Source organism: uncultured Polaribacter sp. (assembly GCF_947501385.1).
Lineage (GTDB): Bacteria > Bacteroidota > Bacteroidia > Flavobacteriales > Flavobacteriaceae > Polaribacter.
This window is the reverse complement of the sequence record NZ_CANMVP010000004.1, coordinates 122,124-148,113: the sequence shown is the minus strand read 5'-3', so window position 1 is coordinate 148,113 and position 25,990 is coordinate 122,124. Positions and strand designations below refer to the sequence as shown.

General features: G+C 33.3%; 16 protein-coding genes. 1 reads left to right on the top strand and 15 read right to left on the bottom strand.

The annotated features are described in order from the left end of the window. Position 1: 1 nt before the first annotated feature. The 15 genes from Q0998_RS04090 to Q0998_RS04020 all read right to left on the bottom strand — a co-directional run bounded on the left by Q0998_RS04090 (position 2) and on the right by Q0998_RS04020 (position 24,809). Positions 2-1,366 carry a sulfatase gene (locus Q0998_RS04090; RefSeq protein ID WP_299666617.1) on the bottom strand — a complete coding sequence of 455 codons (1,365 nt, stop codon included), beginning with the start codon at positions 1,364-1,366 and terminating at the stop codon, positions 2-4. A 21-nt stretch (positions 1,367-1,387) separates the two neighbouring features. Next, positions 1,388-3,706: a glycoside hydrolase family 95 protein gene (locus tag Q0998_RS04085; RefSeq protein WP_299666614.1), complete on the bottom strand. Its 2,319-nt coding sequence runs from the start codon at positions 3,704-3,706 to the stop codon at positions 1,388-1,390. 19 nt (positions 3,707-3,725) lie between these two features. Continuing rightward, positions 3,726-5,321 carry a sulfatase gene (locus tag Q0998_RS04080; RefSeq protein ID WP_299666611.1) on the bottom strand — a complete coding sequence of 532 codons (1,596 nt, stop codon included), beginning with the start codon at positions 5,319-5,321 and terminating at the stop codon, positions 3,726-3,728. Between the two features lie 12 nt (positions 5,322-5,333). Continuing rightward, on the bottom strand, positions 5,334-6,956 hold the full coding sequence (locus Q0998_RS04075; protein WP_299666609.1) for an alpha-L-fucosidase: 1,623 nt from the start codon (positions 6,954-6,956) through the stop codon (positions 5,334-5,336). A gap of 6 nt (positions 6,957-6,962) precedes the next feature. After that, the gene (locus Q0998_RS04070) at positions 6,963-8,477 is read right to left on the bottom strand and encodes a sulfatase-like hydrolase/transferase (RefSeq protein ID WP_299666605.1); all 1,515 of its coding nucleotides are present in this window, start codon (positions 8,475-8,477) and stop codon (positions 6,963-6,965) included. 12 nt (positions 8,478-8,489) lie between these two features. Further along, a complete protein-coding gene (locus tag Q0998_RS04065) occupies positions 8,490-9,560 on the bottom strand; it encodes an alpha-L-fucosidase (RefSeq protein WP_299666603.1) in 1,071 nt (356 codons plus the stop codon). A 7-nt stretch (positions 9,561-9,567) separates the two neighbouring features. Further along, complete coding sequence (locus Q0998_RS04060) at positions 9,568-11,226, bottom strand: sulfatase (protein ID WP_299666601.1); 1,659 nt, start codon at positions 11,224-11,226, stop codon at positions 9,568-9,570. Positions 11,227-11,552: 326 nt separating this feature from the next. Beyond that, positions 11,553-13,772: a GH92 family glycosyl hydrolase gene (locus Q0998_RS04055; protein WP_299666598.1), complete on the bottom strand. Its 2,220-nt coding sequence runs from the start codon at positions 13,770-13,772 to the stop codon at positions 11,553-11,555. A 28-nt stretch (positions 13,773-13,800) separates the two neighbouring features. Continuing rightward, a complete protein-coding gene (locus Q0998_RS04050; RefSeq protein ID WP_299666596.1) occupies positions 13,801-16,137 on the bottom strand; it encodes a family 20 glycosylhydrolase in 2,337 nt (778 codons plus the stop codon). A 49-nt stretch (positions 16,138-16,186) separates the two neighbouring features. Then, positions 16,187-17,203 (bottom strand): N(4)-(beta-N-acetylglucosaminyl)-L-asparaginase, encoded by a 1,017-nt coding sequence (locus Q0998_RS04045; RefSeq protein ID WP_299666594.1) that lies wholly within the window; start codon positions 17,201-17,203, stop codon positions 16,187-16,189. 109 nt (positions 17,204-17,312) lie between these two features. Continuing rightward, complete coding sequence (locus Q0998_RS04040; RefSeq protein WP_299666592.1) at positions 17,313-18,419, bottom strand: family 10 glycosylhydrolase; 1,107 nt, start codon at positions 18,417-18,419, stop codon at positions 17,313-17,315. A 1-nt stretch (position 18,420) separates the two neighbouring features. Continuing rightward, entirely contained in the window at positions 18,421-19,545 is a 1,125-nt protein-coding gene (locus Q0998_RS04035) for a carbohydrate-binding family 9-like protein (protein WP_299666589.1), read from the bottom strand. A 106-nt stretch (positions 19,546-19,651) separates the two neighbouring features. Continuing rightward, on the bottom strand, positions 19,652-20,620 hold the full coding sequence (locus tag Q0998_RS04030; protein ID WP_299666586.1) for a glycoside hydrolase family 130 protein: 969 nt from the start codon (positions 20,618-20,620) through the stop codon (positions 19,652-19,654). Then, positions 20,577-22,538, bottom strand: coding sequence for a sodium:solute symporter family protein (locus tag Q0998_RS04025; protein WP_299666584.1), 1,962 nt, complete (start codon positions 22,536-22,538; stop codon positions 20,577-20,579). The genes Q0998_RS04030 and Q0998_RS04025 overlap by 44 nt, the downstream gene beginning before the upstream one ends. Next, a complete protein-coding gene (locus Q0998_RS04020) occupies positions 22,539-24,809 on the bottom strand; it encodes a GH92 family glycosyl hydrolase (RefSeq protein WP_299666712.1) in 2,271 nt (756 codons plus the stop codon). It abuts the gene before it with no gap. Positions 24,810-24,932: 123 nt separating this feature from the next. On the opposite strand from Q0998_RS04020, the gene Q0998_RS04015 reads away from it, so the two are divergent. Continuing rightward, positions 24,933-25,988, top strand: coding sequence for a sensor histidine kinase (locus Q0998_RS04015; protein ID WP_299666581.1), 1,056 nt, complete (start codon positions 24,933-24,935; stop codon positions 25,986-25,988). Positions 25,989-25,990 lie beyond the last annotated feature (2 nt).

Here is a 25,990-nt window from a genome sequence, read left to right as displayed (position 1 = left end):
TCTAATGCGTATTTAATTTTAAATCAGCATCAAAATCATCCATCATTTTTTGTAATTTTTTTACAATTTTCGGGTTTGTTGATGCTATATTTATACTTTCTGAAATATCATTTTTAAGATTGTATAGCTCTACATCTCCATTTCTGATTCTCAATTTCCAATCACCTCTTCGTATTGCTTCAAGCGTCTTGCCTGAATAATAATAAAAACCATCTTTTCTGTGTGGAGATTTAGCTTTTTTGCTTCCAGAAAGTAAAGGCCAAATATTTTTACCATCCATAGGCTTTTCTGAAACCTTAGCTTCTGTTAGATATGCTATAGTTGGTAGCAAATCTATGGTGGAAGCAACTTTATCTGTAAAACTTCCTGCTTTAATTTTGCCTTTCCATTGTGCTATCATAGGTACGCGCATACCACCTTCATAAGTTTGAAACTTAAAGCCTCTTAGCGGTAATGCACTTCCTCCTTGTCCATCTTTAAGATTCCAAGGGCCATTATCCGATGTGAAAATCACGAGTGTATTATCATCTATTCCTAAAGATTCTAAGGTTTTTAATATGGTTCCCATACTCCAATCAATCTCTTCAATAACATCACCATATAAACCTCGTGCACTTTTACCTTTAAAATCTGGTGAAGCATATAACGGAATATGTGGCATGGTTTGAGCTACATATAAAAAGAAAGGTTCTTCTTTATTTTTTTTAATGAAGCTTATTGCCTCCTTGGTATATCTTTTTGTTAGTGTTGTCTGGTCCACTGGATATTCAACAACGGCATCATCACGAAGTAGTGGTACAAAATATTTCTTAGGTTTCGCATATCGTAAACTATCTAAGGTCATCCCTTCTCTAAAAACAGCATCTTCTGCTACTTTAAAATTTGGATTTACAGACATGTCATTACTATATGGAATACCTAAATAGCTATCAAAACCTTGGGCTGTTGGTAAAAACTCAGGTTTATCACCTAAATGCCATTTACCTATACATGCGGTTGCATAGCCTTTTGTTTTAAGCATATCAGCTATGGTTAGCTCTTGTGTTGGCAAACCACTATCGCTATTAGGCCATAATACAACGGGAACACTAACACGTAGCGGATAAGACCCTGTTAACAATGCAGCCCGCGAAGGCGAACAAACGGAAGATGCTGAATAAAAAGAGGTAAATTTTATACCATCTGCTGCCATTTTATCCAAGTTTGGTGTTTTAATTAATGGTGACCCAAAAACACCCACATCTTGATAGCCTTGGTCGTCTGTAAAAAAAATAATTACGTTTGGATTCGACGGCTTTTCATTTTGAGCTCTTACTAAAAAAGCACTACCTAAAAAGAAAGCTAAAAAACCTATAATCAACTTCATTATACCACATTTTTTAAAAAATTATTTCTTATTCAATAATTCATCAAACTTATACGTTTGGCCACTTTCAGTATCAAATTCAATGACTTTATCTTTGTAAACCAATGTACATTTTTCGCCATTTTTAGATAAAACTTCTACTGACTTTAAAACCCCATTTTTCCATTCGAACGCTAACTCAAAACCGCCTCTTGCGCAAACTCCCGAGATATTTCCGTTTGGTAATGCATCTGGTAATGCTGGTAAAATTTCAATTTTGCCTAAATGGCTTTGAATTAACATTTCGATAATACCTGCTGCTGCACCAAAATTGCCATCTATTTGAAATGGTGGATGTGCATCAAATAAGTTTGGATATGAACCACCTCTAATTTTTCGTTCAGGAATTTCAGCGGGACTTAATAAAATGTTTAATAGTTTATATGCTCTATTTCCATCTTTAAAACGTGCCCAGAAATCTACTTTCCAAGCTAAACTCCAACCTGTACCATTATCGCCTCGGTATTCCAAGGATTGTTTTGCAGCTTTCATTAAATCCGGTGTTTCCTCATAATTGATTTCATTACCAGGATATACTGCCCAAAGATGAGATACGTGCCTATGATGACTATTTGGGTCGTCCTTATCTTCTAGCCATTCTTGTAACTGACCGTGTTTGCCTATTTTATTAGGTGCGATTTTAGGAATCATCGCTTGTAATTTTTTTGAAAAACTTTCATCTTCACCTAAAATATTAGAAGCCACTACAACACTTCTAAATAAAGCCCTTATCAACTGATGATCCATAGTTGGTGCTGAAACCAAACCGCCAATTTCAGGAGAATTTGACGGTGTACTGATTAAATAGCCAGTTTTTGGGTCTTCATAAAGAAAATCTGCATAAAAAACAGCAGCTTCCTTCATTAATGGGTAGCGTTCTTTTAAGAATTTTTCATCTTTTGTAAACAAATAATGCTCCCAAATATGCGAACATAACCACGCACCACCGCCAAGCCAAATACCATGATTTGCATTATTTACCGGTGCTGCGCCTCTCCAAATATCTACGTTATGATGCACAATCCACCCCTTAGCATCATAATGTTCTTTCGACACGTTTTCCCCTGTTTTTGATAAATCTTCAATAAAATCGAACAAGGGTTCATGACACTCGCTTAAATTGGCAACTTCTACAGGCCAATAATTCATTTCTAGATTAATGTTGGTGGTATAACTACTGAACCATGGCGGTTTTATTTTATCGTTCCAAAGGCCTTGAAGCGTTGGTGGTTTAGTTCCTGGACGACTACTAGCTATTGTTAAATAACGTGCGTATTGAACGTAAAGCGAGATAAGTTGCGGGTCATCTGCATTTTTCCAAAAATCAAAAATTCTTTTATCTGTTGTTAATTTTGATTTGCCATTATCTCCAAAATCAATTTGAAAACGGTTGTACAACGTTTGATAATCCTTTATATGGCTTTCCTTTATCTGTTCATACGCTGTTCCTTCTAGCTTACTTAAACTTTCTTTTACGATTTGATTAGGGTTTGCAGACACATCATTGAAATTCACATAATTAGTTGCAGCGGATAAATATACTGTTGCCTTTGATGCCTCTGCTATTTTTAGCTTGCCATCTTCAACTTTCACAACCCCATCGGTATCTACTTTTATTGTAGAAATGCCCTTTAAAACACCATCTTTTATTTTTACTCCAAGCGTTTGGGAATTACCATTTGTTATAAGTTGTTTGTCTTCATGAATAGCATCCAACCAGATTTCAAAATGTAAAGCTTTTGATTGATTAGCTGTTAAATGTACTACCATGGCTTGGTCTGGAAAACTTGAAAAAACTTCACGTTTGTATTTAACATCATCTACTTTATATGAAACCGTAGCAATTGCATTTTCAATATCTAAATCTCTTATATACCCTGAATAGTTTTCATGTCCTTGAAAATCTATATATAAATCGCCAAATGGCTGGTAATGTATTTGTCTAAGTGGCACACTCATAAATTCTTTGTTAGCCAGTTTTGTAGCCTCATTTTGTTTACCGTCAGCCAATAGCTGTCGTATTGTATCTAGATATTTATAAGCGTCTTTATGTGCATAATCGTGTGGCTTGCCTTCCCACAACGTTTCTTCATTAAATTGAATGTGTTCTTTTTCTACACCTCCATAAATCATAGCTCCTAAACTTCCGTTTCCAACGGGCAAAGCTTCTGTCCATTTCTCAGCAGATACGGTATAAAATAATTTGAAATGGTCTTTTTTCGCTTTTTCTTTTGGGTTTGAACAAAACGAAAACAGAACACATAATAATCCTATTTGTATGCCTTTAGTTATATGTTGCAAATATTTTGAATAAGTCATCTTAAATGTCCCAGTGGTTTTCTATAATTTGTAATATTTCTTCGTTATCAGCATCGGTGTCACCAAGCATATCGCGTTGTTTTAAAATTTCTACTTTCATTTCCTTGATGATATCTTGATATTCGGCATCGCTATATGCATTATGGGTTTCGTTAGGGTCTTTTTCTAAATCGAAAAAATCCCAGAATTTTGTAGGTTGATTTTCTTTAGTGTAACCATTTACTTTAAGTCCGTTTCCATAGAAAAAAGCCAGTTTGTATCGTTTTCCTCTAATCCCAAAATGCCCTGGGCGGTCTTTAGAGTGGTCCCAATAACGATAATAGCCATACTTTCGCCAATCTGCTGGAGTATTTCCTTTTAAGTTTTCGCGGAAGCTACGCCCTTGCATAGTTTCTGGATAATCAAGACCTGCATAGTCTGCAAAAAGTGCTGAGAAATCAGCATTTTCTATCAAATCGGAATTACGTTTACCAGCAGGAATTTCCTTTGGATATCGAATGACAAAAGGCATGTGTATCGATTCTTCATAAATTAAACGCTTATCAAACCAACCATGTTCTCCTAAAAAGTACCCTTGGTCTGCGGTATAGATTACAATGGTATTTTCTGCTAATCCTGATTCTTCAAGATAATTTAATAGTTTCCCAACATTGTCATCAATTGCTGCACCGCAACGCATAAAATCCTTTACATATTTTTGATAGGTTTTATAACGCGCCTCTTTGTGAGTTAAACCATCAACTGAAAACGGTAATTCTGGATACTTCATATAACCTGGCACATTCTCTGGGTCTTTTGAAGCTAACAAATAGCGTTCTTTCAAATTATCAACAGATTGCCCTTTAAATGACCTTCCTGTAGTTTCTGCGCCATCATCATAAAATGAATCGGGAATTGGAATATCTTCATCGCGGTATAAATGACTAAATCGTTCTGGATAATCGAACGGCTCATGTGTTGCTTTAAAATGACACATAGTTATGAATGGCTTAGATTTATCTCGGTTTTCTATCCAATCTATAGTCATATCTGCAATCACATCGGTGCTAAATCCTTCGTAAGGTTTACCACCATCTTCATAATCTTGCCAATTTTCTTTGGTTTTCATTATTGGGTCCCAATATCTTCCCTGACCTGGTAATACACAGTAATAATCAAAATCTTTTGAGGGTTCTTGTTTCATGTGCCACTTTCCAATAACAGAAGTTTGATAACCTCCTCTTTGCATGACGCCTGCTATGGTTGGGTGATTTGGTGATAAACCAGCCCCTAAAGTAGTTACGCCGTTTATGTGACTATACTGTCCTGTTAGCACTGTTGCACGACTGGGTGTGCATATAGAGTTTGACACCAAACAATTGTCTAATACGGTACCTTCAGATGCTAAACGTTGAATATTTGGTGTGTGAACATAGTCGTTTAAGATACCTTTGTAAATACTCATGGCTTGTGACGTATGGTCGTCGGACATGATGTATAGGATATTTGGTCTTAGCTGTTTACCTTCTTTGACTTTTTCTTCTGCATTTTTTTTACAACTAAAAATTATTAGAAACAAGATGAAAGTAAGGATAACAAAATGACTTTTTGGTTTCATTTTTAGCTTTGTTTAAAAGTTAATAGATTTAAAATTTACTTTTAGAACCATAGGATAACTTCTGCCATTAATTGCTGGAATTGATATGATAGCATTCGTTTTTGTTTGTTTAAATTTTATTTTATCATGAGTATCCAACCTTGATAACTTTTTAATTTTTCCGGGGTTCGCTTTATTGTTAAATCCAAATGTCGGAATTTCAATGTCACCCTTTTCAGGATTCATAACCATAATATATAAATTATCACCCTTTTTAGTAAATCTAACTTCATCACTAGCATATTCGGGTGAAGCTGTTGTTCTTTGGTTATAATGTTCTGCTGTGTTTACTTTTTTAGCGAAATCATCGCCTGCATTTCTAACTTCGACATTACTGGTTATTTCAGTATCTTCACGAACACTTTTTCCGTCGCCATACACTTTCCATGGTCGTGTTCCATAAATAGCTTCACCATTTATTTTTAACCAATCGCCCACGATGTTTATATTGACTTTTTGTTCAGCGGGAATTGTTCCATCTGGATGTAATTCTATATTCAGTAGTAAATTTCCGTTTTTACTTACCGCTTCAATAAGCATCTCCAAAATAGTTCGCGCGTTGTGGGTTAAATGTCTGTCTTTTTTATAAAACCAGTCTGTAAATGTAATTTCTGATTGCCAAGGATCTTCACGTAATGTGTTACTCCCACCGGATTCCACTTCGTTAACCGTTCCTTTTTCTTTTCTTTTTAATAGCATTACTGCATTTACAAAACCATTTTCATTAAAGCTATTGTTGTACAACTTACGGGCAACCTCTTTTCCATATTTATCATAAGAAAAGTTAAAACCATCGTTGTACAATAAGTCTGGTTTGTATTTGTTAACCAATTCAATATGTCGTTTTTGCCAGTTCTTTTTAATCTCTTCAATAACCTCGGGAGTTCTGTCTTCTGGTGCTGGCCCGTACAAATCTTTAGGATCTAAACCTTCCCACCATTTTCCTTTTCCGTCTTCTTTGGTTAAACGTCCATCGTAAGGAACACCTTTATGGATTCCATCTTTATCTGATCCAAAAGCAGGTAACCACCAGTTTAAAAACCGGTCGTCGTGACTGGTAACTCCAAATTTTAACCCAGCATTACGGGTTGCTTTTTCAAATGCTCCAATAATATCTTTTTTGGGGCCTACATCTACCGAATTCCATGGGTGATAAGACGAATCGAACAAATCGAAATGGTCATGATGATTGGCTAAGGCAACAATATATTTTGCTCCATTTTCTTTTGAAAAATTTATTAAATATTCGGCATCAAAATTTTCAGCTTTCCAAGAGTTGATAACATCTTTAAATCCGAATTCTGATGGATGTCCATACGTTTGTAAATGATACGGATTTGCCATTTTTCCGAATTTTTGTTTGCCGACGTCTTGCATATACATATGGCGGGCATACCAACCGCCACCTTGTTCTGGAACTGCCTGTGGGCCCCAGTGAAACCAAATTCCAAATTTGGCATCTCTAAACCATTCGGGACATTCGTATTGGTCTGCTAGTTCATCCCAAGACAATTCTTTTTCTTGAGCCAATGTTATACTAACAACACTTGCAAAAAATAAAAAGCTTAAAACTCTAAAATGTTTCATTCTATTCATTATCTCTTATTTGAATCGGAAAGCTTCTGGATTATCAAAAAGCCCAAATTCTCTTTTATTCAATTTTGCGGTATCTCCAGCTTTTTTCATTAATTCTTCTAATTCTTTTAGTAAATCTTCCTTAACCGAAGTGTAATATTCATCTTCAACTAAGTTAGATAGTTCCCAAGGGTCTTTTTCTAAATCAAATAGCTGATATGTAAATGCATCTTCTTTACTACTAACAATCAATTTATAATTGTCTTTTCTTACTGCCCTTTCTCCTCCCCCGGGATTGTGTTTTCTGTTTTCATTCAAAAAATCCCCTGGCCAAGTATTGTACGCATACATCATACTTTCTCTCACTTGCTGTTTTTCGCCTTTTATAACTGGTGATAAATCTTCTGTTTCAACTGAGTCAGGAATTTCTAAACCTGTTAAACCACATAACGTTGGAAATACATCATGCAAATATGCTAAAGCATCTACTTTTTGATTCTTTGGAATATATGGGCCACAAAAAATTAAAGGCACACCTACACTATGTTCATATACATTTTGTTTACCTAATAAACCATGCTGACCCAATGCTAATCCGTTATCACCTGCAAAAACAATTATTGTATTTTCGGTTTGACCTGAAGCTTCCAAAGCCTTTAAAATGCGTCCAATTTGTGCATCGGTTGCTGTAATCATCGCATAGTAATCCGATATTTCTTTTTGAATAATGGCTTCTGTTCTTGGAAAAGGTGCCAATCGTTCATCTCTAATATTGTCATCAGCAATTTCAAAAGGGTGCTGAGGCATAAAATTATCTGGTAACACCATATCCTCAGTAGGATACATATTATGAAATTCTTGTGGTGCTGTACGTGGGTCATGTGGTGCTGTAAAAGCAATGTACATTAAAAATGGATTCTCTTTTATATAACTATCTAAAAAACCTACTGCAGCATCAGCAAATACTTCACTACTAAATTTTTCTTTATTTTGATAAGCCTCAGACCAACCTGTTTTAGGGGTGTAATCTTTTACTTTAGTGCCAAAATGGGTAGTCATGCCTCCTAAGAATACAGATTTTACATGTGTAAAACCTCTTTCTACCCATGGTTCTCCATTATGCTGCTTTCCTGTAGCAAACGTTTTATAACCATTAGCTTTAAAGTATTCTGGAAACGTTAGTTTATCACTTTTCCCTCTGTCTTCTTTTGAAAATGCAAATTGCGCATATACATTTGGTTCGATATTAAAATAGTGGCGTCCAGTCATCAACATCGCTCTACTTGGCGAACAAACAGCAGCTGTTGTAGCACCTAAAATGTATGAATTGGTGAATGACGTGCCGTTTTGGACTAGTTTGTCTATATTGGGTGTTTTGACATTTTCGATACCAAGACTTCCAACAGCATCATGTCGTTGATCGTCTGTAAAAATGAACAAAATATTTGGTTTTGTATTTTCCTGTTTTGCAACTTGTTTTTCTTTACAACTTATTGCAAACACAGAGATAATTAGAACCATTAAATATCTTAGCTTTTTCATTTTATGTTATAATTATTTACCTTCTCTTCTTAACATTTCACCAACTTCTAATAATATTTCAGCTGAACGTTCTGGAATAACACCATTACCATCTGGTCCTACATTTAATAAAAAGTTCCCGCCTTTTGCTGTGATATCTTTTAATTTTTCATAGATTTCTGCTGGCGATTTCCATAAAGTGTCCTTTTCTTTATAACCCCAAGAATCATTAATGGTATAGCAAGCTTCCCAGTTGTAATTTACAATAGAATCTAAATGGAATTGCTCAGGTGTTCCAAAATCTTTTTTGAATAACTTCCTTTTAGAAACTCGATTATTTATGATAATGCTTGGTTTTAATTCACGACTGTATTGGTATAAATCATTACCATCTTCCAGCGTCCACCAATCTACCCAATCACCATCAAACCAGAGGATATTAGTATCGTAATTTTCAATTAATTCTTTAATTTGATTTTTCATGTAAGTCACATATTTTTCTTTTTGTCCTTCATGCATTTTCATCATACCCCAACCTTTTCCTTCTTCTACATATTGCGAACCTTCATGCCAATCGGTAATACTATAATACGTTCCAAAAACGATGCCTTGTTTTTTACAAGCCTCTGCCAATTCTTTAATAAAATCTCTACCTTTCATTGGTGTACTTGCAATATCGAAATCGGTATATTTAGAATCGAATAAGCAAAATCCTTCATGATGCTTTGTGGTTACTACTAAATACTTCATTTCTGAATCTTTGGCTAGTTTTACAATTTTGTCTGCATCAAAATCTTTTGGATTCCAAGTGTCAAGAAGTTTTACATATTCTTCTGAAGGTATATTTTGGTTTCCTTGAATCCATTCTGCATAACGTCCTTTATCGTTTCCTTTATAAATACCTCCTAATTGACTGTATAATCCAAAATGGATGAACATACCATACTTAGCATCAGTAAACCATTGCATACGTTTTGCAAAATCTTCCTCAGATTCCTCTAAATAATTTTCAGGCTCTTTGGGTTCTATTTTAGCCTTTTCTTGTTTGCAGGAATTGAAAAATAATCCTGCTAAGACAAAAAATATAATTATCGTTTTTTTCATTGATTTTTTATGTTTTATTTTTTTGTTTCTCTATGTCTTCTCTTTCCTTTATTTTTTGTTCTTTAAAGTCTAGAAATCTTTTGAGATGCTCCTTGTTCATCTTATCACTATCTCCATATTTTGTTCTCATATTTTGCAATTCTTTGTGCATTTTTTCTTGAACATCGGCATACGATTTATCATCATATACATTATTCATTTCTGATGGGTCTTTTTCTAAATCATATAACTCCCAGGTATCAATATCATAATAAAAATGAATCAATTTATATTTATCAGTTCTGACTCCATAATGGCGTTTTACATGATGCTCACCAGGAAATTCATAATAGGTATAATAAATAGCATCTCGCCATTCGCTTGCTTCACCGTTTACTAATTTCCTGAAAGATTCACCTTGAATACTTTCATCAATTTCAACACCAGCATAATCAAGAAATGTAGGAGCAAAATCTAAATTTTGTACTAGTCCATCTATTACAGTTCCCGCTTTAATTTCTTTAGGATATTTCATCAATAAAGGCGTTCTAAACGATTCCTCATACATAAAACGTTTGTCAAACCAACCGTGTTCACCTAAATAAAAACCTTGGTCTGATGTATAAACAACTATGGTGTTTTCTTCCAATCCGTTTGCTTTGAGGTAATCCAATACTTCACCAACGCCATCATCAACAGACTGGATAGTGCTTAAATAGTCTTGCATGTACCTGTTATACTTCCAAAGCGCTAAATCTTTGCCTTCTAAATTTTTAGCTTTAAAATCTTCTATAATAGGGTAGTAATGAGCATCCCAAGCAGCTTTTTGTTCATCGGTCATTCTATTGTATCGCCCTTTAAAAGCATTTCTATATGTCGTTTTTATGTCGCCTTCTTTATCCAACATCTTCAAATCATAAACTAAATCCATATCTTTATAAATACCCATTTCGTGAGTAGCTGCAGCAGGTCTTCCTTCGTAATCATCAAACAAATTAGCTGGCGGGTCAAAGGTTTTATCCGTGAATAAATCCAAATATTTTTCTTCTGGCATCCACGTTCTATGCGGTGCTTTTTGATGGTATAATAATAAAAAAGGCTTGTCTTTTTCCCGTTTATGATCTAACCAATCAATAGCAATATCTGTGGTTATTTGAGTGACATATCCTGGAATTTTTTTCTTGACACCATTTTCTATAAATTCTGGGGCATAATAATGTCCTTGACCTACTAAAACGTTCGAATAATCAAACCCTTGTGGAGTTCCTTTTAGGTGAATTTTACCAACCAAAGCAGTTTCATACCCTACTTTTTGCAAATCTTTGGCAAAATTATTTTGATTCCAATCGAAAGGTCTAATATTGTCAACTTTACCATTTATATGACTGTGTTTCCCTGTTAACATCACCGCTCTACTTGGCGCACAAATAGAATTGGTTACAAAAGCTTTCTTAAGAATAGCGCCTTCGTTCGCTATCCTATCAATATTTGGTGTATTATTTAAGTCATGCCCATACGCACTAATTGCTTGATATGCATGATCATCACTCATTATAAAAATGATGTTGGGTTTTTTTATTTTTTCTTCTTTTTGTCTTGTTTTACAAGTAGCAAACGCAAAACATAACACAAATAAAAGTACTAAAATTGATTTTTTTTTAACAATATTGCATTTTACGCTTTTCATCTTATATTAAAATTGATTTTATTTTAAAACATTCATAGTTGAAAACCTTTTTTCAAACAGTAATAAAAAAATTTGGTTAAATTTTAAAGCCATAAATTACTATAAAAATTGTAATTGTAAAAAACAGCTTAATATTTTAACAAATAAAAAAAGGAAAAATGTATCATATTCTCCCTTTTCAATTTAAATTAACTCAAACAAAAACTCAATTTACTCAACTATTAAGAATTAAATTTCTTCTATAAATTAACCAACAAAGAAAATAAGACTCAAATTTGTTCGACCAATAACAAATTTGAAAAGGTGTTGGTGCAAATTAAGGCTTGCTATTTTAGAATGATGTTTAAAATTGCTCCTTTTGTCAACTCTTTATGGTCTATAAAATAACTTTTATGATTTTTTTCGTTTAATTGAATTTTGTTAACCAAACCATCTTTAGAACCTTTTTTGGTAATGATTAATTGTTTTCCTTTATAATAATTTTGGTCCAATTCAACCGTAATTTTATCGAACATTGGTGTTGTAATTGTGTAAAAAGGTGCTGCTGGAGAAATTGGATATATGCCCATCATACTATAAAGTAGCCATGCAGACATGGTTCCTGTATCATCGTTTCCTGGAAGTCCTGCAGGTTTGTTTTGAAAATACGTTCGCACCAATTCTTTTACTTTTTTCTGACTACGCCATTCTTCACCATTTATATAATTAAACAAATACGGATACCCCATATCTGGCTCATTTGCCATGTCGAATTGATGGGTATCAAATACTTTTTGTAGCTGATGGCTATATGCTTTTTTTCCTCCCATTAATTTTATCAAACCTTTTGTATCATGAGCCACCATAAAAGTATATTGCCAAGCATTGCCTTCTATAAAACCTTCGTTCTTCGTAAAATTTGCCCCTGCCAAAGGATCAAATAGTTTGTACCAAGTTCTATCAGGATTTTGAGGTCGCAATAATTTCAAATTATTATCAAATAAATTTCTATAAGATGTTGAGCGTTTTAAAAATTGTTTGTAAGTATCTTTTTTACCGAGTTCTTTTGCCAACAAAGCAATAGCATAATCACTAATATTATATTCTTGAGTGGTCGAAACAGAACCTTTATGATTTGTAGTTAAATAGCCTTTAGTTATATATTCTTTAATTCCTGGTCTTAATGGGTTTTTCTCTAGTTGCGTAGCACTTTTCAGCATGGCTTTATATGCCTTTTCAATATCAAAATCTCTAATTCCTTTTAAGTAGGTGTCTGTTATAATGATTCCCGCAGGATCACCTACCATGGTAGTTGTTTCTGTTGCGTTCAATTCCCATTTGGGCAACCAGCCACTTTCATCATAAATGGTCAACATGCTTTTTACCATATTAGACTGTTGTTTGGGATATACCAAAGACATAAACGCATGCAAGTTTCGATAAGTATCCCAAAAAGAGAATACCGTAAATCTTGTACCTGCTGTTTTTAAAGTTTTACGGGTTCCCATACTTGGATATTCGCCATTAAAATCATTTAAAATATTTGGGTGAATTAATGTATGATATAATGCAGTGTAAAAAATAGTTTTATCGTCTTTAGAACCGCCTTCTACTTTTATTTTAGAGAGTTGCTCATTCCAAGTAGTAGAAGTTTGTTGATATACTTCATCAAAAGATAAATTTTCCGTTTCCTTTTCTAAATTTTCTCTGGCATTTTTAATACTTACATAAGAAACCCCAATTTTAACTTCTACTTGGGTTGGGGTCTCAAAATAATAGCTAAAATAACTGCCAATACTATCGCCAATTACTTCTTTTTTATAGCTTTTAAACAATCTGGTTTTGCCATTATAAGGCATCCATGCTGCTTCTTTTCCTTTATAAATACTTGGCTTTTTCCAAATTCCGAATTCCTTTGCTGGCTTGCTAAACTTTGCTACAAAATAAACAGGATAGGCTTCTTCAGGCTTGTAATAACAGAAAGATCCTACATTCCTAATTCCTTCAATTTCTGTTGATGAAACTATTTTTATCAATGCACCTTCTTCGTTTGTTAGTCCTACACCCAAATTTAGTAAGATATTAGCTTCGCCTTTTGGAAAAGAATATCTCGAAATTCCTGTTCTTATAGTTGCTGTAGTTTCTACTTTTATATTGTACTTATGCAACGTTGTACTATAATACCCCGCTTTTGCAAATTCATTTTTATAGGTACTTCCGTATTTTAAATGATTGGTTTCTAACTTACCCGTTGTTGGCATCAATAAAAGAACCCCTAAATCTGGACAGCCCACACCACTTAAATTTACATGAGAAAAACCCGTTAAAAAAGTGTTTTCGTTTACATAAGGATTCGACAACCATCTGCTATCTTTCTCCATAATATTCTGTTTTCCAGATACATTAAAAGGCGATACGCTCACCATGCCTCTTGGCGCAATAGCTCCTGGATTGGTAGCCCCATAATTAGAAGTACCGATAAATGGATTTACATATTGCGTGAATTCTTGTGCCAGAATTATAGAATTCGCCAGTAATAAAAAGATAATAAAAACAAAATTCCTCATAGTTTTTAATTAGAATTCAATTGTAGTTTTAATAGATTAAAATTTCATCAAAAAACAACCAAAACTCTTTGATGTCTTTTCGCTTTTTAGAAAAATTGGCTTCTATCTTTATAAATCTTGTATTTTGTGATTTAAAATCGATTTTAAAATCTTTTAATTCTTGAGCTTTGTTTACTTTAAAAGGCCTTTTTAAAGCAGTGATTTCCTTAAAGCTTTCACCATCATTTGAAGTAAAAATCTTTATTTCTGATGGATAATAGATGCCGTTTCTTTGGTTCTCCATAGCACCAACAACTACTTGGCTTACCAATTTTTGATCGCCTAAATCTAAAATAATATGTGCCTCTTTATTTAGCCATGCCTGCCATCTGCCATCTCTAAAATTCTTGGTTCCTCTTAATGTATTCACTAGTGTAAATTCCCCTGAACCTTTATATTTATTACTATACTTCGTCTTAAAAATTAGGTTACTCGCAATAGCTTTATGGAATTTTATGGTATCTAAAAATAGTGCTCCCGTAAGTTTATCATCACTAAAAATGGACGCTTTTACCACTGTAGTTGCTGTTAAGGAAATTGGTTTTGTATATGTTTTCGATGACCTATTTAATGCATCATTATCTAATGCGTATTTGATATTAGCTGTTGGATGTTCGTTCGTTAAAATTAAGGAAGCCGATTTTTTATCAGCATTTATTGCTATTTCTGATTTTAGTAAAAATGAACTTTTTGCATAGTTGATTCCTAAATATTCATATCGTTGTAGCATCGGTTGCAATCGATTTGAAAAATCTGGCCAATTTCGAGATTTTTTTGTACTCCAAAGTGTTTCTGACAATGCCGTTAATCTTGGAAAAATCATATATTGCGAATGACTTTCTGTGGGAATGTATTCTGACCATAAATTGGCCTGACCACCTAAAACGTGGGCTGCCTCTTTTGCTGACATGGAAGGAACAATAGGATCAAATTGGTACACTTTACTTAAAGGGGTATACCCGCCAATTGCTAAAGGTTCTTTTTCTGCAGGTCCTTGATAATAATCAAAATACGAGTGTGAGGTTGGAGACATAACAACATCGTGCCCTTCTGCAGCTGCTTGTAAACCTCCTTTTACACCGCGCCAACTCATAACAGTTGCATCTGGTGCAAGCCCTCCTTCTAGAATTTCATCCCAACCAATTAGTTTTTTCCCGTTTGCGTTGATAAACTTTTCTATCCGTTGAATAAAATAACTTTGCAATTCTTCTACATCATGAAGTCCTTCTTTTTTCATTCTCTTTTGACAATGTGGACAGATTTTCCAATTGGTTTTAGTTGCTTCATCGCCACCAATATGAATGTATTTTGATGGAAAAATAGCCATTACTTCTGTTAACACGGCCTCTAAAAAGTGAAATGTATTTTCCTTTCCTGCACAATAAATATCTGTTATTGGCCAAACACCCCCAGAAGGAACTCCAATTTCTTTATCAAAGCATGACAATTCTGGATACGCAGCAATAGCACTAGAAACATGCGCAGGCATTTCAATTTCTGGCACAACTTCTACGCCTTTTGAGATTGCGTAGGCTACAATTTCTTTTAATTCTTCTTGTGTTAAAAATCCACCATAAGTTCCTTTTTGCTCAGAAGTAACTGCCTTTCTTTTATTCCAATGCAGCGCTTCTTGATCTACTCTAAAGGCTCCAATTTCAGTTAATTTTGGGTATTTTTTTATTTCAATTCGCCAACCTTGATCATCTACCAAATGCAAATGTAAAATGTTCATTTTATGCATTGCCAAAGCATCAATGGTTTCTTTAATGTATTCTTTACCAAAAAAATGCCGTGAGATATCTAACATCAATCCTCGCCATTGAAAACGCGGACTGTCTTTTATGGTAAGGTTGGGAATTTCCCAATCTACATTAGATACTTTTTCTTGACGCTCGATTTCTACAGGTAGTAATTGGCGAAGACTTTGTATGCTATATAAATATCCTGAAAGGTTGGAAGCAGTTATTGTTATTTCATTTTTAGTAACGAGTAATTCATAGGCTTCGTTGGCCAAACTTCCATCCTTTTTAAAAATGATATAATTCTCTTTTGGAGCGGTTTCTGTAATTTTTAAGTCCCAATCTGCAACTATCTTAAATCTATCAATTAAAATTTTGGCAACATTTTTTTGAGTGTCATTTGAAACTACAAATTGTGTGTTTTTATCAAACTGAAAAACACCCGCATTTATTTCTAATGATGCTACCTTTGGAATAATGTTAATGTCTGATTCTCTATAAATCTTATCAACTGGTTTTTTGCAAGAATTCAAAAAAAGAAATGTTAAAAGAAATAAATATTGAGTATAAATTTTAAAATTCTTCATTTTTTTATATTTTATTTTGTCTATAATCCTAAGTTAGAAAAAGTATTGACTAAAAATCTTTCCGAGTCATTCTAGCAGTTACTTTTTCCATTCTGTTTCCTTTTTCTTTATCATAAACAGCACAATTAAAACCACCTCGCAAACTGTAACTTCCATATTCACCTTGTTTGTTTAAGGCAATAAAACCTACTTGTAAATATGGCATGTCTTTATGGTTTTTATGCTTGTTGTATATACGTTCTACTATTTCTTTACAAGCTTCGTTAGGAGATTTTTCTTGGCGCATCAATTCAACAACCATCGCACTTCCCGCCGTTCTAATAATAGCTTCGCCCAGACCTGTTGCAGCTGCTGCACCAACATCATTGTCTAAGAATAAACCTGCACCAATAATGGGAGAATCTCCAACACGCCCGTGCATTTTCCAAGCAGCTCCACTTGTTGTGCATCCTCCAGATAAATTACCTGCTTCGTCAATAACTAACATACTTATGGTATCGTGATTTTCGATATTGATGACAGGTGTGTATTTTGATTTTTTTAACCACTTTCTCCAAGCTTGCTTTGATTTTTCTGTCAGTAAATTCTCTTCAACAAAACCTTCAGATAACGCAAACTGTTTTGCTCCTTCACCTACTAACATAGTATGTGGTGTATTGTCTAATACTTTTTTGGCCACTACAATAGGGTGTTTAATTCCTTGTAAAAAAGCAACGGAACCGCAATTGCTATGATGATCCATAATACAAGCGTCTAAAGTTACTTTGCCTTCTCTATCTGGCAGACCACCATAACCCACGCTACTTACTTTTGGGTCTGCTTCTGGAATGCCAACTCCTGCAACAATAGCATCTAATGTTGAAGCTCCATTTTCTAGTTGTTTCCAAGCTTCTTCATTCGCTGCCAAACCATGTCTCCATGTAGAAATAATTACAGGTTTTTTTATTTTTTTAGAAACCATAGCCACTTTTTTTGCCTCTTTTGAATTGTCTAAACAAGCTAAAATTGTACTTACTCCTACAGTACCTAATGCTACTTTTTTTATAAATTTTCTTCTTTTAAACATATTATATAATATATAATTAGACTGCTTAATGAGATTTCTTGACCGTAATCGAAATAACGATATATAAAATGATACCTACAAGGTTTTTAAAACCTTGCAGGAAAGTTTGCTATTCTTTTGAATTTTTAATAACATTAAATTGTTCTTCTGTCATTGTGTAATCATCAAAAAAGGCAACTCCTTTTGCGCCATTATCTTTGGCATATTGTATGGCTTTTTTTAAATCTTGTGCTGTTAATTTTGGCGTATATAAACCTGTGTGTAATTCTATGGGTTTCTTTTCTAAATCTAAAACACCTTGTTTTGTAGCATACCCAATCCAATCTAATTCTTCATTATAAAAGTTATAATAAATCATTGGTAATACCATATCAATTTTCCATTTATCCCAACGCTGGCGAACCATGTGATCTGCCATTTCTGGATATGGAAAAACAGCTGCACTTAATTTCTTATCGTATGTATGTACTAAATCATAGGCAGCATCTACTAAAGATTTTATTTCATTTAGACGAAAATTTTTCCACTCAACATCAATTGCAGGATTTTTCATTTTTCTTGGGTCTTTGTGATGAATTTTTATGAATTTTTCTACGCTTGCCTCAGAATAATCAAAATCGTAATCTGGTAATTCTTCTTCTTGTTTTAAGTTGTATTTTGGCAGTAAACCAATTGGTAAATACACATCTGGATACCGAATATAATCTAAATGAACACTAGAAACTCCTTCAACTTTCGCCAAACCTTCTACCAAACTTAAAATATGTTTTTTTGCTTCTGGATGACTTGGTGATAGCCATTGATAATAGCCCACATAAGGTCTTTCATCAAAACAAGATTTTCCACTTCTGCTAACCATATACCAATCTGGATGTTTTAGTGCAATAGAATCTCCAGGCCTGTTTGTGGTAAACATCCACGCATGGACTTCTAAACCTTCTTTTTTTGCTAATGGGGTTACTCTTTCTAATAATTTGGGGTCTGCTCCTGTATTCAACAAAACGGCATCAATATTATTTTCTTTTAATTTTTTAAAATGTGCTGTATAAGCAGCATCTGTTTTCTTATGCCCGATGGTCATCCAATTCCAATACTTAAAATTGATTGGTATTTCTTTGTGCTCTTCAGATACAGTTGTTTTTTGTGCTGTTTCTTTTTGGTTACAAGAAACAAAACCTACAATGACAGATAAAAAAAGTATTTTTATAAGTTTCATCTTATTTTATTTTAAATTCACCGTCTTCTTTAATAATTAATTCTTTATTTGAAAACGGACTTTTAACTGAAATATTCCAACCAAAACTATGATTTTCTAATTTTGGAATGATGAATTTATCATCAATTTTAAAATTTGTAGCCCCTAAACTATCTAAATGTATTGCCCATTTTTGATGGTTTTTAAAATACAATTTCTGAGAACGATACAATTCAAATAATTTCCATTTTATTTTTTCATCATTCGGAATCACAAACTGCTCTTTTTTACCCACTTCTTTTGATGAAAAATACACATAACCCCATTTTTCTGGTTCGTGCATATTTACAACGCCCATTGGAGACCAAACCCAATTGTATTCGTGTAACAACTTCCCTTTGTTGTCTTTTTTTCTTTCGTAATCTCCATTATTCATTTGATACTCCCAATTTACTCTAGAAAAATTAACACGCCAAAATGTATCTTTTGGTATGTTTTTATCGAAATATCCTTTTTTATAAGCCTTCCAAGGTATTGCCAATTCTATCGTCCAACCTTTATCTATATCTTTTGGGTTGTTTAATGTTCCGTTGATGTTTACGGCAGATTTTAAGCCAGTAAGTGTCCAATCATTTAAAACAGTGTTGTTTTCTCTATAAGGTTTGGTCATAAATAAATCCCATACTGTGTTTAGTGCGTTTATTTCTAGTTCGTAGTAATTAGAAGCATCACCATCTGGATCTATAAAAATCTCAAAATCATTATTGTGAAAAATAATAGTATCTTTTTTTGTAAGATTTGCCCAAACATGAGGTTCTTCTAATGTTGCTAAAATGTAAAAAAAGGTATCGTCCCATAACATTTTTACTTGCGTTTTATAGGTAGGTTTTTTTTCGCCTTCAATATCTATAAAAGGAGTTGACCATTTTGTTTTTTTCCAAACTTCTTCAGAAGCTTTTCCATCAATTATAATTGTCTTATTTATTTTGTAAGCGATGTATGTTTTGGGTGTTATTTCCTTTTTTGATTGTGCGCAACTTGTAAAAAAAGAAATAAGAAAAAAGCACAGAAAAAACAGACTGTATGAATTGAAATGTTCTCGACTGCGCTCGAACTGACAACTGGAATAGCGGAAAATTCTATTCATAATCATTATAATTCTTTTTTCAATCAATTTAAATTTTTGATATACATCACTTTTCGTTTTTAAAGATACTAAATCAAAATTCATGATAACTAAAACAAGTTCAGCATCAAAAGCTATTATTTTTAGTAAAAGAAACAACTTCACTTAATTTCCCAAAAGCCAACGCAACAACTGTATCTGCTGCACCGTAATAAATGGCTAATTTATCTTCTTCAATATCATGCAAAGCAGCACAAGGAAATACCACATTTGGTACATCCCCTATTTGTTCATAAGCTACTGCTGGTCCTAATACATAAGGTTGCGTTCTAAATTTTACTTTATCTGGTTCGTTTTCATCTAATAAAGCTGCACCCATTGCATAACGAAATCCGTTGCAAGTATTAATAACTCCATGATATATCATTAACCATCCTTCGTTTGTTAAAATAGGAATGGGTCCTGCACCAATTTTAGCAGATTGCCATGCACTATCTTCAAATTTTGCAACTTTCATGACACACCGATGTTCTCCCCAAAATTTCATATCTGGACTGTAACTGATATAAATATCACCAAAAGGTGTATGCCCATTATCACTTGGTCTGCATAACATGGCGTATTTTCCGTTTATTTTTTTTGGAAATAACACTCCGTTTCTATTAAAAGGTAAAAAAGCATTTTCACATTGAAAAAATTCTTTAAAATCGAAGGTATATCCAATACCAATAGTGGGGCCATGATACCCATTACACCAAGTAATCCAATACCGATCTTCTATAAAAACAACGCGTGGGTCATATTTATAATCAGAAGCAATCATTTGGGTATTTCCTGCTTTAAATGTTATCGGATTGTGCTTGATATCCCAATCAATTCCGTTGTCACTAAAACCTGCAAAAATATTCATTTGCACTGCTTTATTATCACATCGAAACACACCTGCAAAACCCTCTTGAAAAGGAACTACAGCACTATTAAATACACTATTTGAAGAAGGAATAGCATATCTATTTATAATTGGGTTTTTAGCATATCTCCAAAGAACATCATTACAATTGCTCGGTTTCTCTTGCCAAGGAATAGCTTTCTTCATCTTTACTAGTTGAATTAATTTTTAATATTGAAATTTCTTTGTAATCAGGAAGTTTACGCACTTTATCTAACCACGTAAATTTTAAAAGAATAGTAGTAATTATAAATACCATTATGGTCATCCACATTTTAGGATAGTCTCTAATCACTAAATAAATTGGCAACAAAATCATGCTAGATTGCCAGATAATACCGATGCCACAATTGAGCATGTCTATTCTAAAATTTTTATTTTTAGCGATGCTTTTATCTTCACTTTTTAAAATTTTATAAACAGGTTGCCACCAGCCCCAAGGACGAACAGTGGCATAAAATGATTTTAATGTTTCCATAGGCGTTGCTGGTGTTAATAGCGTCCCTAAAAAAGAACCGATTAAAGATACCAAAAAAATGATAGGAAAAATATAAATGATAGAAACATGAGAAATGCTGAACAACCAAGAATCTACTTCAAAATTATTTTTATTTTGATCCAATAAAAATTGAAATGTTGCAATTATTAAACCAGAAGTCATTCCCCAAAAATAGCCCCAACCATTAAAACGCCACCAAATCCATTTTAAAAAATTAGATGCTACATAACCACCATACAATGCACTTGTTATCCATAAAGTTATTGCATTAATTGAATCTGCAAAAAAGCCCATAATTACACCTAGTATTACCACGGCAAAAGAAGCAATGTGACTCACTTTGATATAATGTTTGTCCGTTGCTTTTGGCTTGTAGTATTTTTTATAGATATCATTTACAATATAAGCGGGACCTGAATTTACAAAGGCTGAAAATGTAGACATAAATGCAGCTAACAAACCCGCTAACAGCAACCCTTTTATTCCGACTGGTACATGATTATTAATTACGTTTGGTAAAATAATTTCTAAATCCCCTAAATTTAGATTTGTTGATGTGGCTAGTTCTGGTGCTAAAAAAACCAATGCTAAAACTACAATTGCTGCGATTAATAGATAACGCGGAATAAAAAGAATTAAATTGGTGAATCCGCTCATATATGCTGCTTCTTTTACAGAACGAGTAGATAAAATCCGTTGCATATCGTAACTTGGTGTAGGTCCTGCAACACTTGCAAAAAAACCTTTAAACAAGCACATTCCTATAAAGGCACCAAACATTTTATATCCTTGAGTATCTATTAAATTATTAAAAGCAGCGAGTTTTCCAGACCAAGAGCCTTCTAAAGTATTCCCAAAAAAAAGGGTACTCCATTCTGTTGAAATAATTGTACTAATTTCTAGGTCTGAAACTGAAACAAACGTATACCCAGCAATTAAAACACCCGCAATTACCATAATACCATATTGCAATACTTCGGTGGCAACCACAGAAAACATCCCTCCTTTAATGGTGTAAATAGTCGTCAAAAAAATGATGATGAGCGCATAACTTTGGCTGGAAGTTAATAATGAAGTATCGGATATAGCAAATGCCATATCCCAAGGTAAAATAATGGTCATAAATTTACCAACACCTTCAAAGAAATATGCAATAAAACCTACAGAAGCTACAATGGCAAAAATGGCTACGATTAAATGAGAGGCTCTACCAGCTTTGCCATCTCCAAAACGTGTTAAAATCCACTCAGAACCCGTCATGATATTAGATCTGCGAATCCAAACCGCTAAAAAAACCATTATAAAAATTTGATTCCAAATAGGCCAAATCCACATAAACATAAAGCTTTTTGCGCCATACAAAAATAACAAACCCACCATCCATGCAGTTCCAGAAACATCAAACATTCCAGAGCCATTACTCAAACCTAAATAATACCATTTGATACTTTTCCCACCAAGAAAGTAAGAGTTTAAACCTTTGGAGGCACGCTTAGATATCCAAATACCAACACCTAATGTTAAGAAAACATACAGTATTATTATGAAGACATCTATACTATGCATTTAGTTTGTGGTTATTGGTTTGTGGCTGTTAGTTGCCCAATTTTTATTCGGTAGGTTCCCCATCACAAAATGCAATTTTCCGCCTTCTACAATGGTTTTTTGAGCAATAGTTGTTTGATGAAATGGTAGTCCGTTTAAGCTTGCAGATTGAATGTATTTATTGTCTGATGAAACGTTTTCTGCTTCAATTACAAATGAGACATTTTTGGAAATTTTAATTGTTGATTTTTCAAAAATCGGACTTCCAATTTCATAGTTTGTAGATGCTGGATTCATAGGATAAAAGCCTATAGCACTAAAAACATACCATGCACTCATTTGCCCACAATCTTCATTACCGCTTAATCCATTGGGAGTGGTATTGTATTGGGTGTCTAGAATATGCCGAGCCCAATATTGTGTTCTCCAAGGTTTATTAGCATGATTAAATAAATACGCTATGTGATGGCTAGGTTCATTGCCATGTGCATACTGTCCAATTAAACCAGAAATATCTGCAGATGCATTTGTTCCCGTAATTTCTGAACTTTCTGTAAATAACTGTTCTAATCTGTTTGTAAAAATCTCATTAGAGCCATGAAGTTTTGCTAGATCTTTTACGGCATGTGGCACAAACCAACTGTGTTGCCAGGCATTCCCTTCTGTATAATCTGTATGTTCTCTATGGTTTGAATACTTCGGATCAAAAGGTTCGTTCCAAGATGTTGCATCTTGAGATTTTCCACGCATAAAACCCGTTTTTTTATCAAATAAAAATTGATATGCTTTAGAACGATGTAAGAAAAATTCATAGTCATTTTCCTTGCCCAAAGCTTTTGCCATTTGCGCAACACACCAATCATCATACGCATATTCTAGAGTAATGGTCACAGATTCGTCTAATAAATGATAAGGAATAAAGCCGTATTTTTTATAATGATCTAAACCGCGCTCATCTTGCATCATGGTTGTTTTCATCGCTTTATAAGCTTCTTCAGCATCAAAACCCTTGATTCCTTTTAAATAGGCTTCCACAATTACAGGAATAGAATGGTATCCTGTCATGGTATTGGTCTCATTGCCATACAAGGACCAAACTGGTAAAATCTTTTTAGGTTGGTAATATTCTAGCATCGTACGTACCATATCAGACACTTTTTCTGGAGCAACTAAAGTTAACAAAGGATGTTCTGCACGAAATGTATCCCACAATGATAGTGTAGAATAGGCAGTATAATTTTTAGCAGTAATAATGCTATCATTTTCTTTTCTAAATTGTCCATTTTTATCACTAAATGTAACTGGTGCTAATTGAGAATGGTATAAAGCGGTATAAAAAATTGTTTTTAAAGAATCTGTAGCCGTATCCACTTCGATCTTAGATAACGCTTCATTCCAAATACTATTGGCTTCCTTTTTTACCTCTTCAAAAGTAAAATTCCCTTTTTCTAAATTGTCTTTTGCGTTTTCTATACTTACAGATGACAATGCCACTTTTGCTTCTAAAATGGAATTTTCATTATTTTTAAAAAATAATTGCGTAGCTGTTTTTATCCCTTTTGAGATATTTCCTTCAATAATTTTACCGTCTGAAACTAAATTATGCTTCACAATAGGTTTTGAAAATTTGGCTGTAAAAAATACTTTTTGATTTCTTGCCCAACCTTTACTAAATCTATAACCACTTATACTATGATCATCATCAACTGAAATAAATGTTTCCACTGCTTTATCCCAATTGATTCCAAAGCCTAAATCGATCACTACAGATTGGGTCTCATTTTTTTTGAAGGTATATTTATGATATACTGTTCTTAATTTGGTCGTTAATTCAACATTTACGTTATGATCATCTAAATACACCTGATAATAACCAGGAGAGGCGCTTTCATTGTCATGACTGTAAGATGATGTATATGCTAATGAATCTCTAGATTTTGGCGTTAACGTGATGTCTACTTCTTTATTAATGGGCATACATAAGATATCTGCCAAATCGCCAATACCTGTGCCGCTCAAGCTTAAGTGACTAAAACCAGTAATAATACTATCTGAATAGTGATAGCCAGAACACCAGTCCCAACCATTCATACCATTTACTGGGCTCACTTGCAACATACCAAAAGGAACTGTAGCGCCTGGATAGGTATGCCCGTGACCTCCTGTGCCTATAAAAGGGTCTACGTATTTTGTGAAACTAATACTACTATTTAAAGTATTAAAAGTTTTTTTACTATTATTACAACTTATAATAGTGATTGACAATAAAAGTAAGAGGTAATTTCTTTTCATGTAAACATTGTGAAACATATCGTCTGTATAAAAGTTCATAATTTTAAATAGATTGAAAACAAATTTAGACAGATAACACCTAAACGAGGTTAAACACCAAAAAAGATTCAATTTTACAGTACAATGAAAGTTATTTCTAACCAAATTTATAAAATGTCTTTAAAACATCATCTGTTGTTTTGGGCTACTTATTTTACATTAAATACGTTGCGATGGGGTAGTTATTTTGATGATTATTTGTATTCTTTAATTACCAATTTAATTGGCTTTCCAATTCACATGATATTGTGCTATCTCAATATCTATGTGTTAATGCCAAGGTTTGTTTTTAGAAAAAAGTACCTTAAATATATTTTGTTTATTTTGATTGCTATTCTTTTGATGGTAGTTGCCAAATTTAATCTTACGTACTATTTGGTAAGCCAAAATGTTTGGCCAGAAGGTCCAGAACCCACCAGTAATTTAACACTTAACTATGTAGTAGAGATGTTTTTTGGCGAATTGTATGTGGTTACTTTTGTTACTGCCATAAAAATCACCTTAGATTTTTTGAAAGAGCATCAACGGGTAGCCAATCTAGAAAAAGCTCAATTAGAAACAGAATTATTATTTCTTAAAACTCAAATTTCCCCGCATTTCTTCTTTAACACCTTAAATAACATTTACTCTTTAGCTGTAGAACAATCAAAAAAAACACCAAAAATAATTTTAAAACTTTCTGAGTTGATGCGTTATCTTTTGTATGAAACAAAAGGCAGAAGACAATCTTTAGAGAATGAAATCTTATGTATTCAAAATTATTTAGAGTTAGAAAAAGTAAGACATAATGAAGACCTAGAAGTAAATATGTCTATTTCTGGAGACATACAAGATAAAGAAATTGCGCCTATTTTATTATTGTCTTTTATAGAAAATGCTTTTAAACATGGGGTGAAAAAAAATATAGGAAATATAAAAATTGATATCGATTTATCTATCAGAAAAGGATTTTTATTTTTTACCATCTCTAATCCTATGCCTAAAATAACGATTCATGATAATTATTTAAACAAATCTAGTGGTATCGGATTAGAAAATGTAAAAAAAAGATTAGCTTTAGGGTATAAAGAACATGAGTATAAACTTAGAATACATACAGACAATAATAAATTTATAGTAAGATTACGAATTAAAGTATAGTT

What these genes read in the sequence shown, in the direction of transcription:
- Q0998_RS04090 (WP_299666617.1), bottom strand. Translation starts at nt 1,366, where the DNA reads ATGAAGTTGATTATAGGTTTTTTAGCTTTCTTTTTAGGTAGTGCTTTT.
- Q0998_RS04080 (WP_299666611.1), bottom strand. Translation starts at nt 5,321, where the DNA reads ATGAAACCAAAAAGTCATTTTGTTATCCTTACTTTCATCTTGTTTCTA.
- Q0998_RS04075 (WP_299666609.1), bottom strand. Translation starts at nt 6,956, where the DNA reads ATGAATAGAATGAAACATTTTAGAGTTTTAAGCTTTTTATTTTTTGCA.
- Q0998_RS04070 (WP_299666605.1), bottom strand. Translation starts at nt 8,477, where the DNA reads ATGAAAAAGCTAAGATATTTAATGGTTCTAATTATCTCTGTGTTTGCA.
- Q0998_RS04065 (WP_299666603.1), bottom strand. Translation starts at nt 9,560, where the DNA reads ATGAAAAAAACGATAATTATATTTTTTGTCTTAGCAGGATTATTTTTC.
- Q0998_RS04060 (WP_299666601.1), bottom strand. Translation starts at nt 11,226, where the DNA reads ATGAAAAGCGTAAAATGCAATATTGTTAAAAAAAAATCAATTTTAGTA.
- Q0998_RS04055 (WP_299666598.1), bottom strand. Translation starts at nt 13,772, where the DNA reads ATGAGGAATTTTGTTTTTATTATCTTTTTATTACTGGCGAATTCTATA.
- Q0998_RS04050 (WP_299666596.1), bottom strand. Translation starts at nt 16,137, where the DNA reads ATGAAGAATTTTAAAATTTATACTCAATATTTATTTCTTTTAACATTT.
- Q0998_RS04045 (WP_299666594.1), bottom strand. Translation starts at nt 17,203, where the DNA reads ATGTTTAAAAGAAGAAAATTTATAAAAAAAGTAGCATTAGGTACTGTA.
- Q0998_RS04040 (WP_299666592.1), bottom strand. Translation starts at nt 18,419, where the DNA reads ATGAAACTTATAAAAATACTTTTTTTATCTGTCATTGTAGGTTTTGTT.
- Q0998_RS04035 (WP_299666589.1), bottom strand. Translation starts at nt 19,545, where the DNA reads ATGAATAGAATTTTCCGCTATTCCAGTTGTCAGTTCGAGCGCAGTCGA.
- Q0998_RS04030 (WP_299666586.1), bottom strand. Translation starts at nt 20,620, where the DNA reads ATGAAGAAAGCTATTCCTTGGCAAGAGAAACCGAGCAATTGTAATGAT.
- Q0998_RS04025 (WP_299666584.1), bottom strand. Translation starts at nt 22,538, where the DNA reads ATGCATAGTATAGATGTCTTCATAATAATACTGTATGTTTTCTTAACA.
- Q0998_RS04020 (WP_299666712.1), bottom strand. Translation starts at nt 24,809, where the DNA reads ATGAAAAGAAATTACCTCTTACTTTTATTGTCAATCACTATTATAAGT.
- Q0998_RS04015 (WP_299666581.1), top strand. Translation starts at nt 24,933, where the DNA reads ATGAAAGTTATTTCTAACCAAATTTATAAAATGTCTTTAAAACATCAT.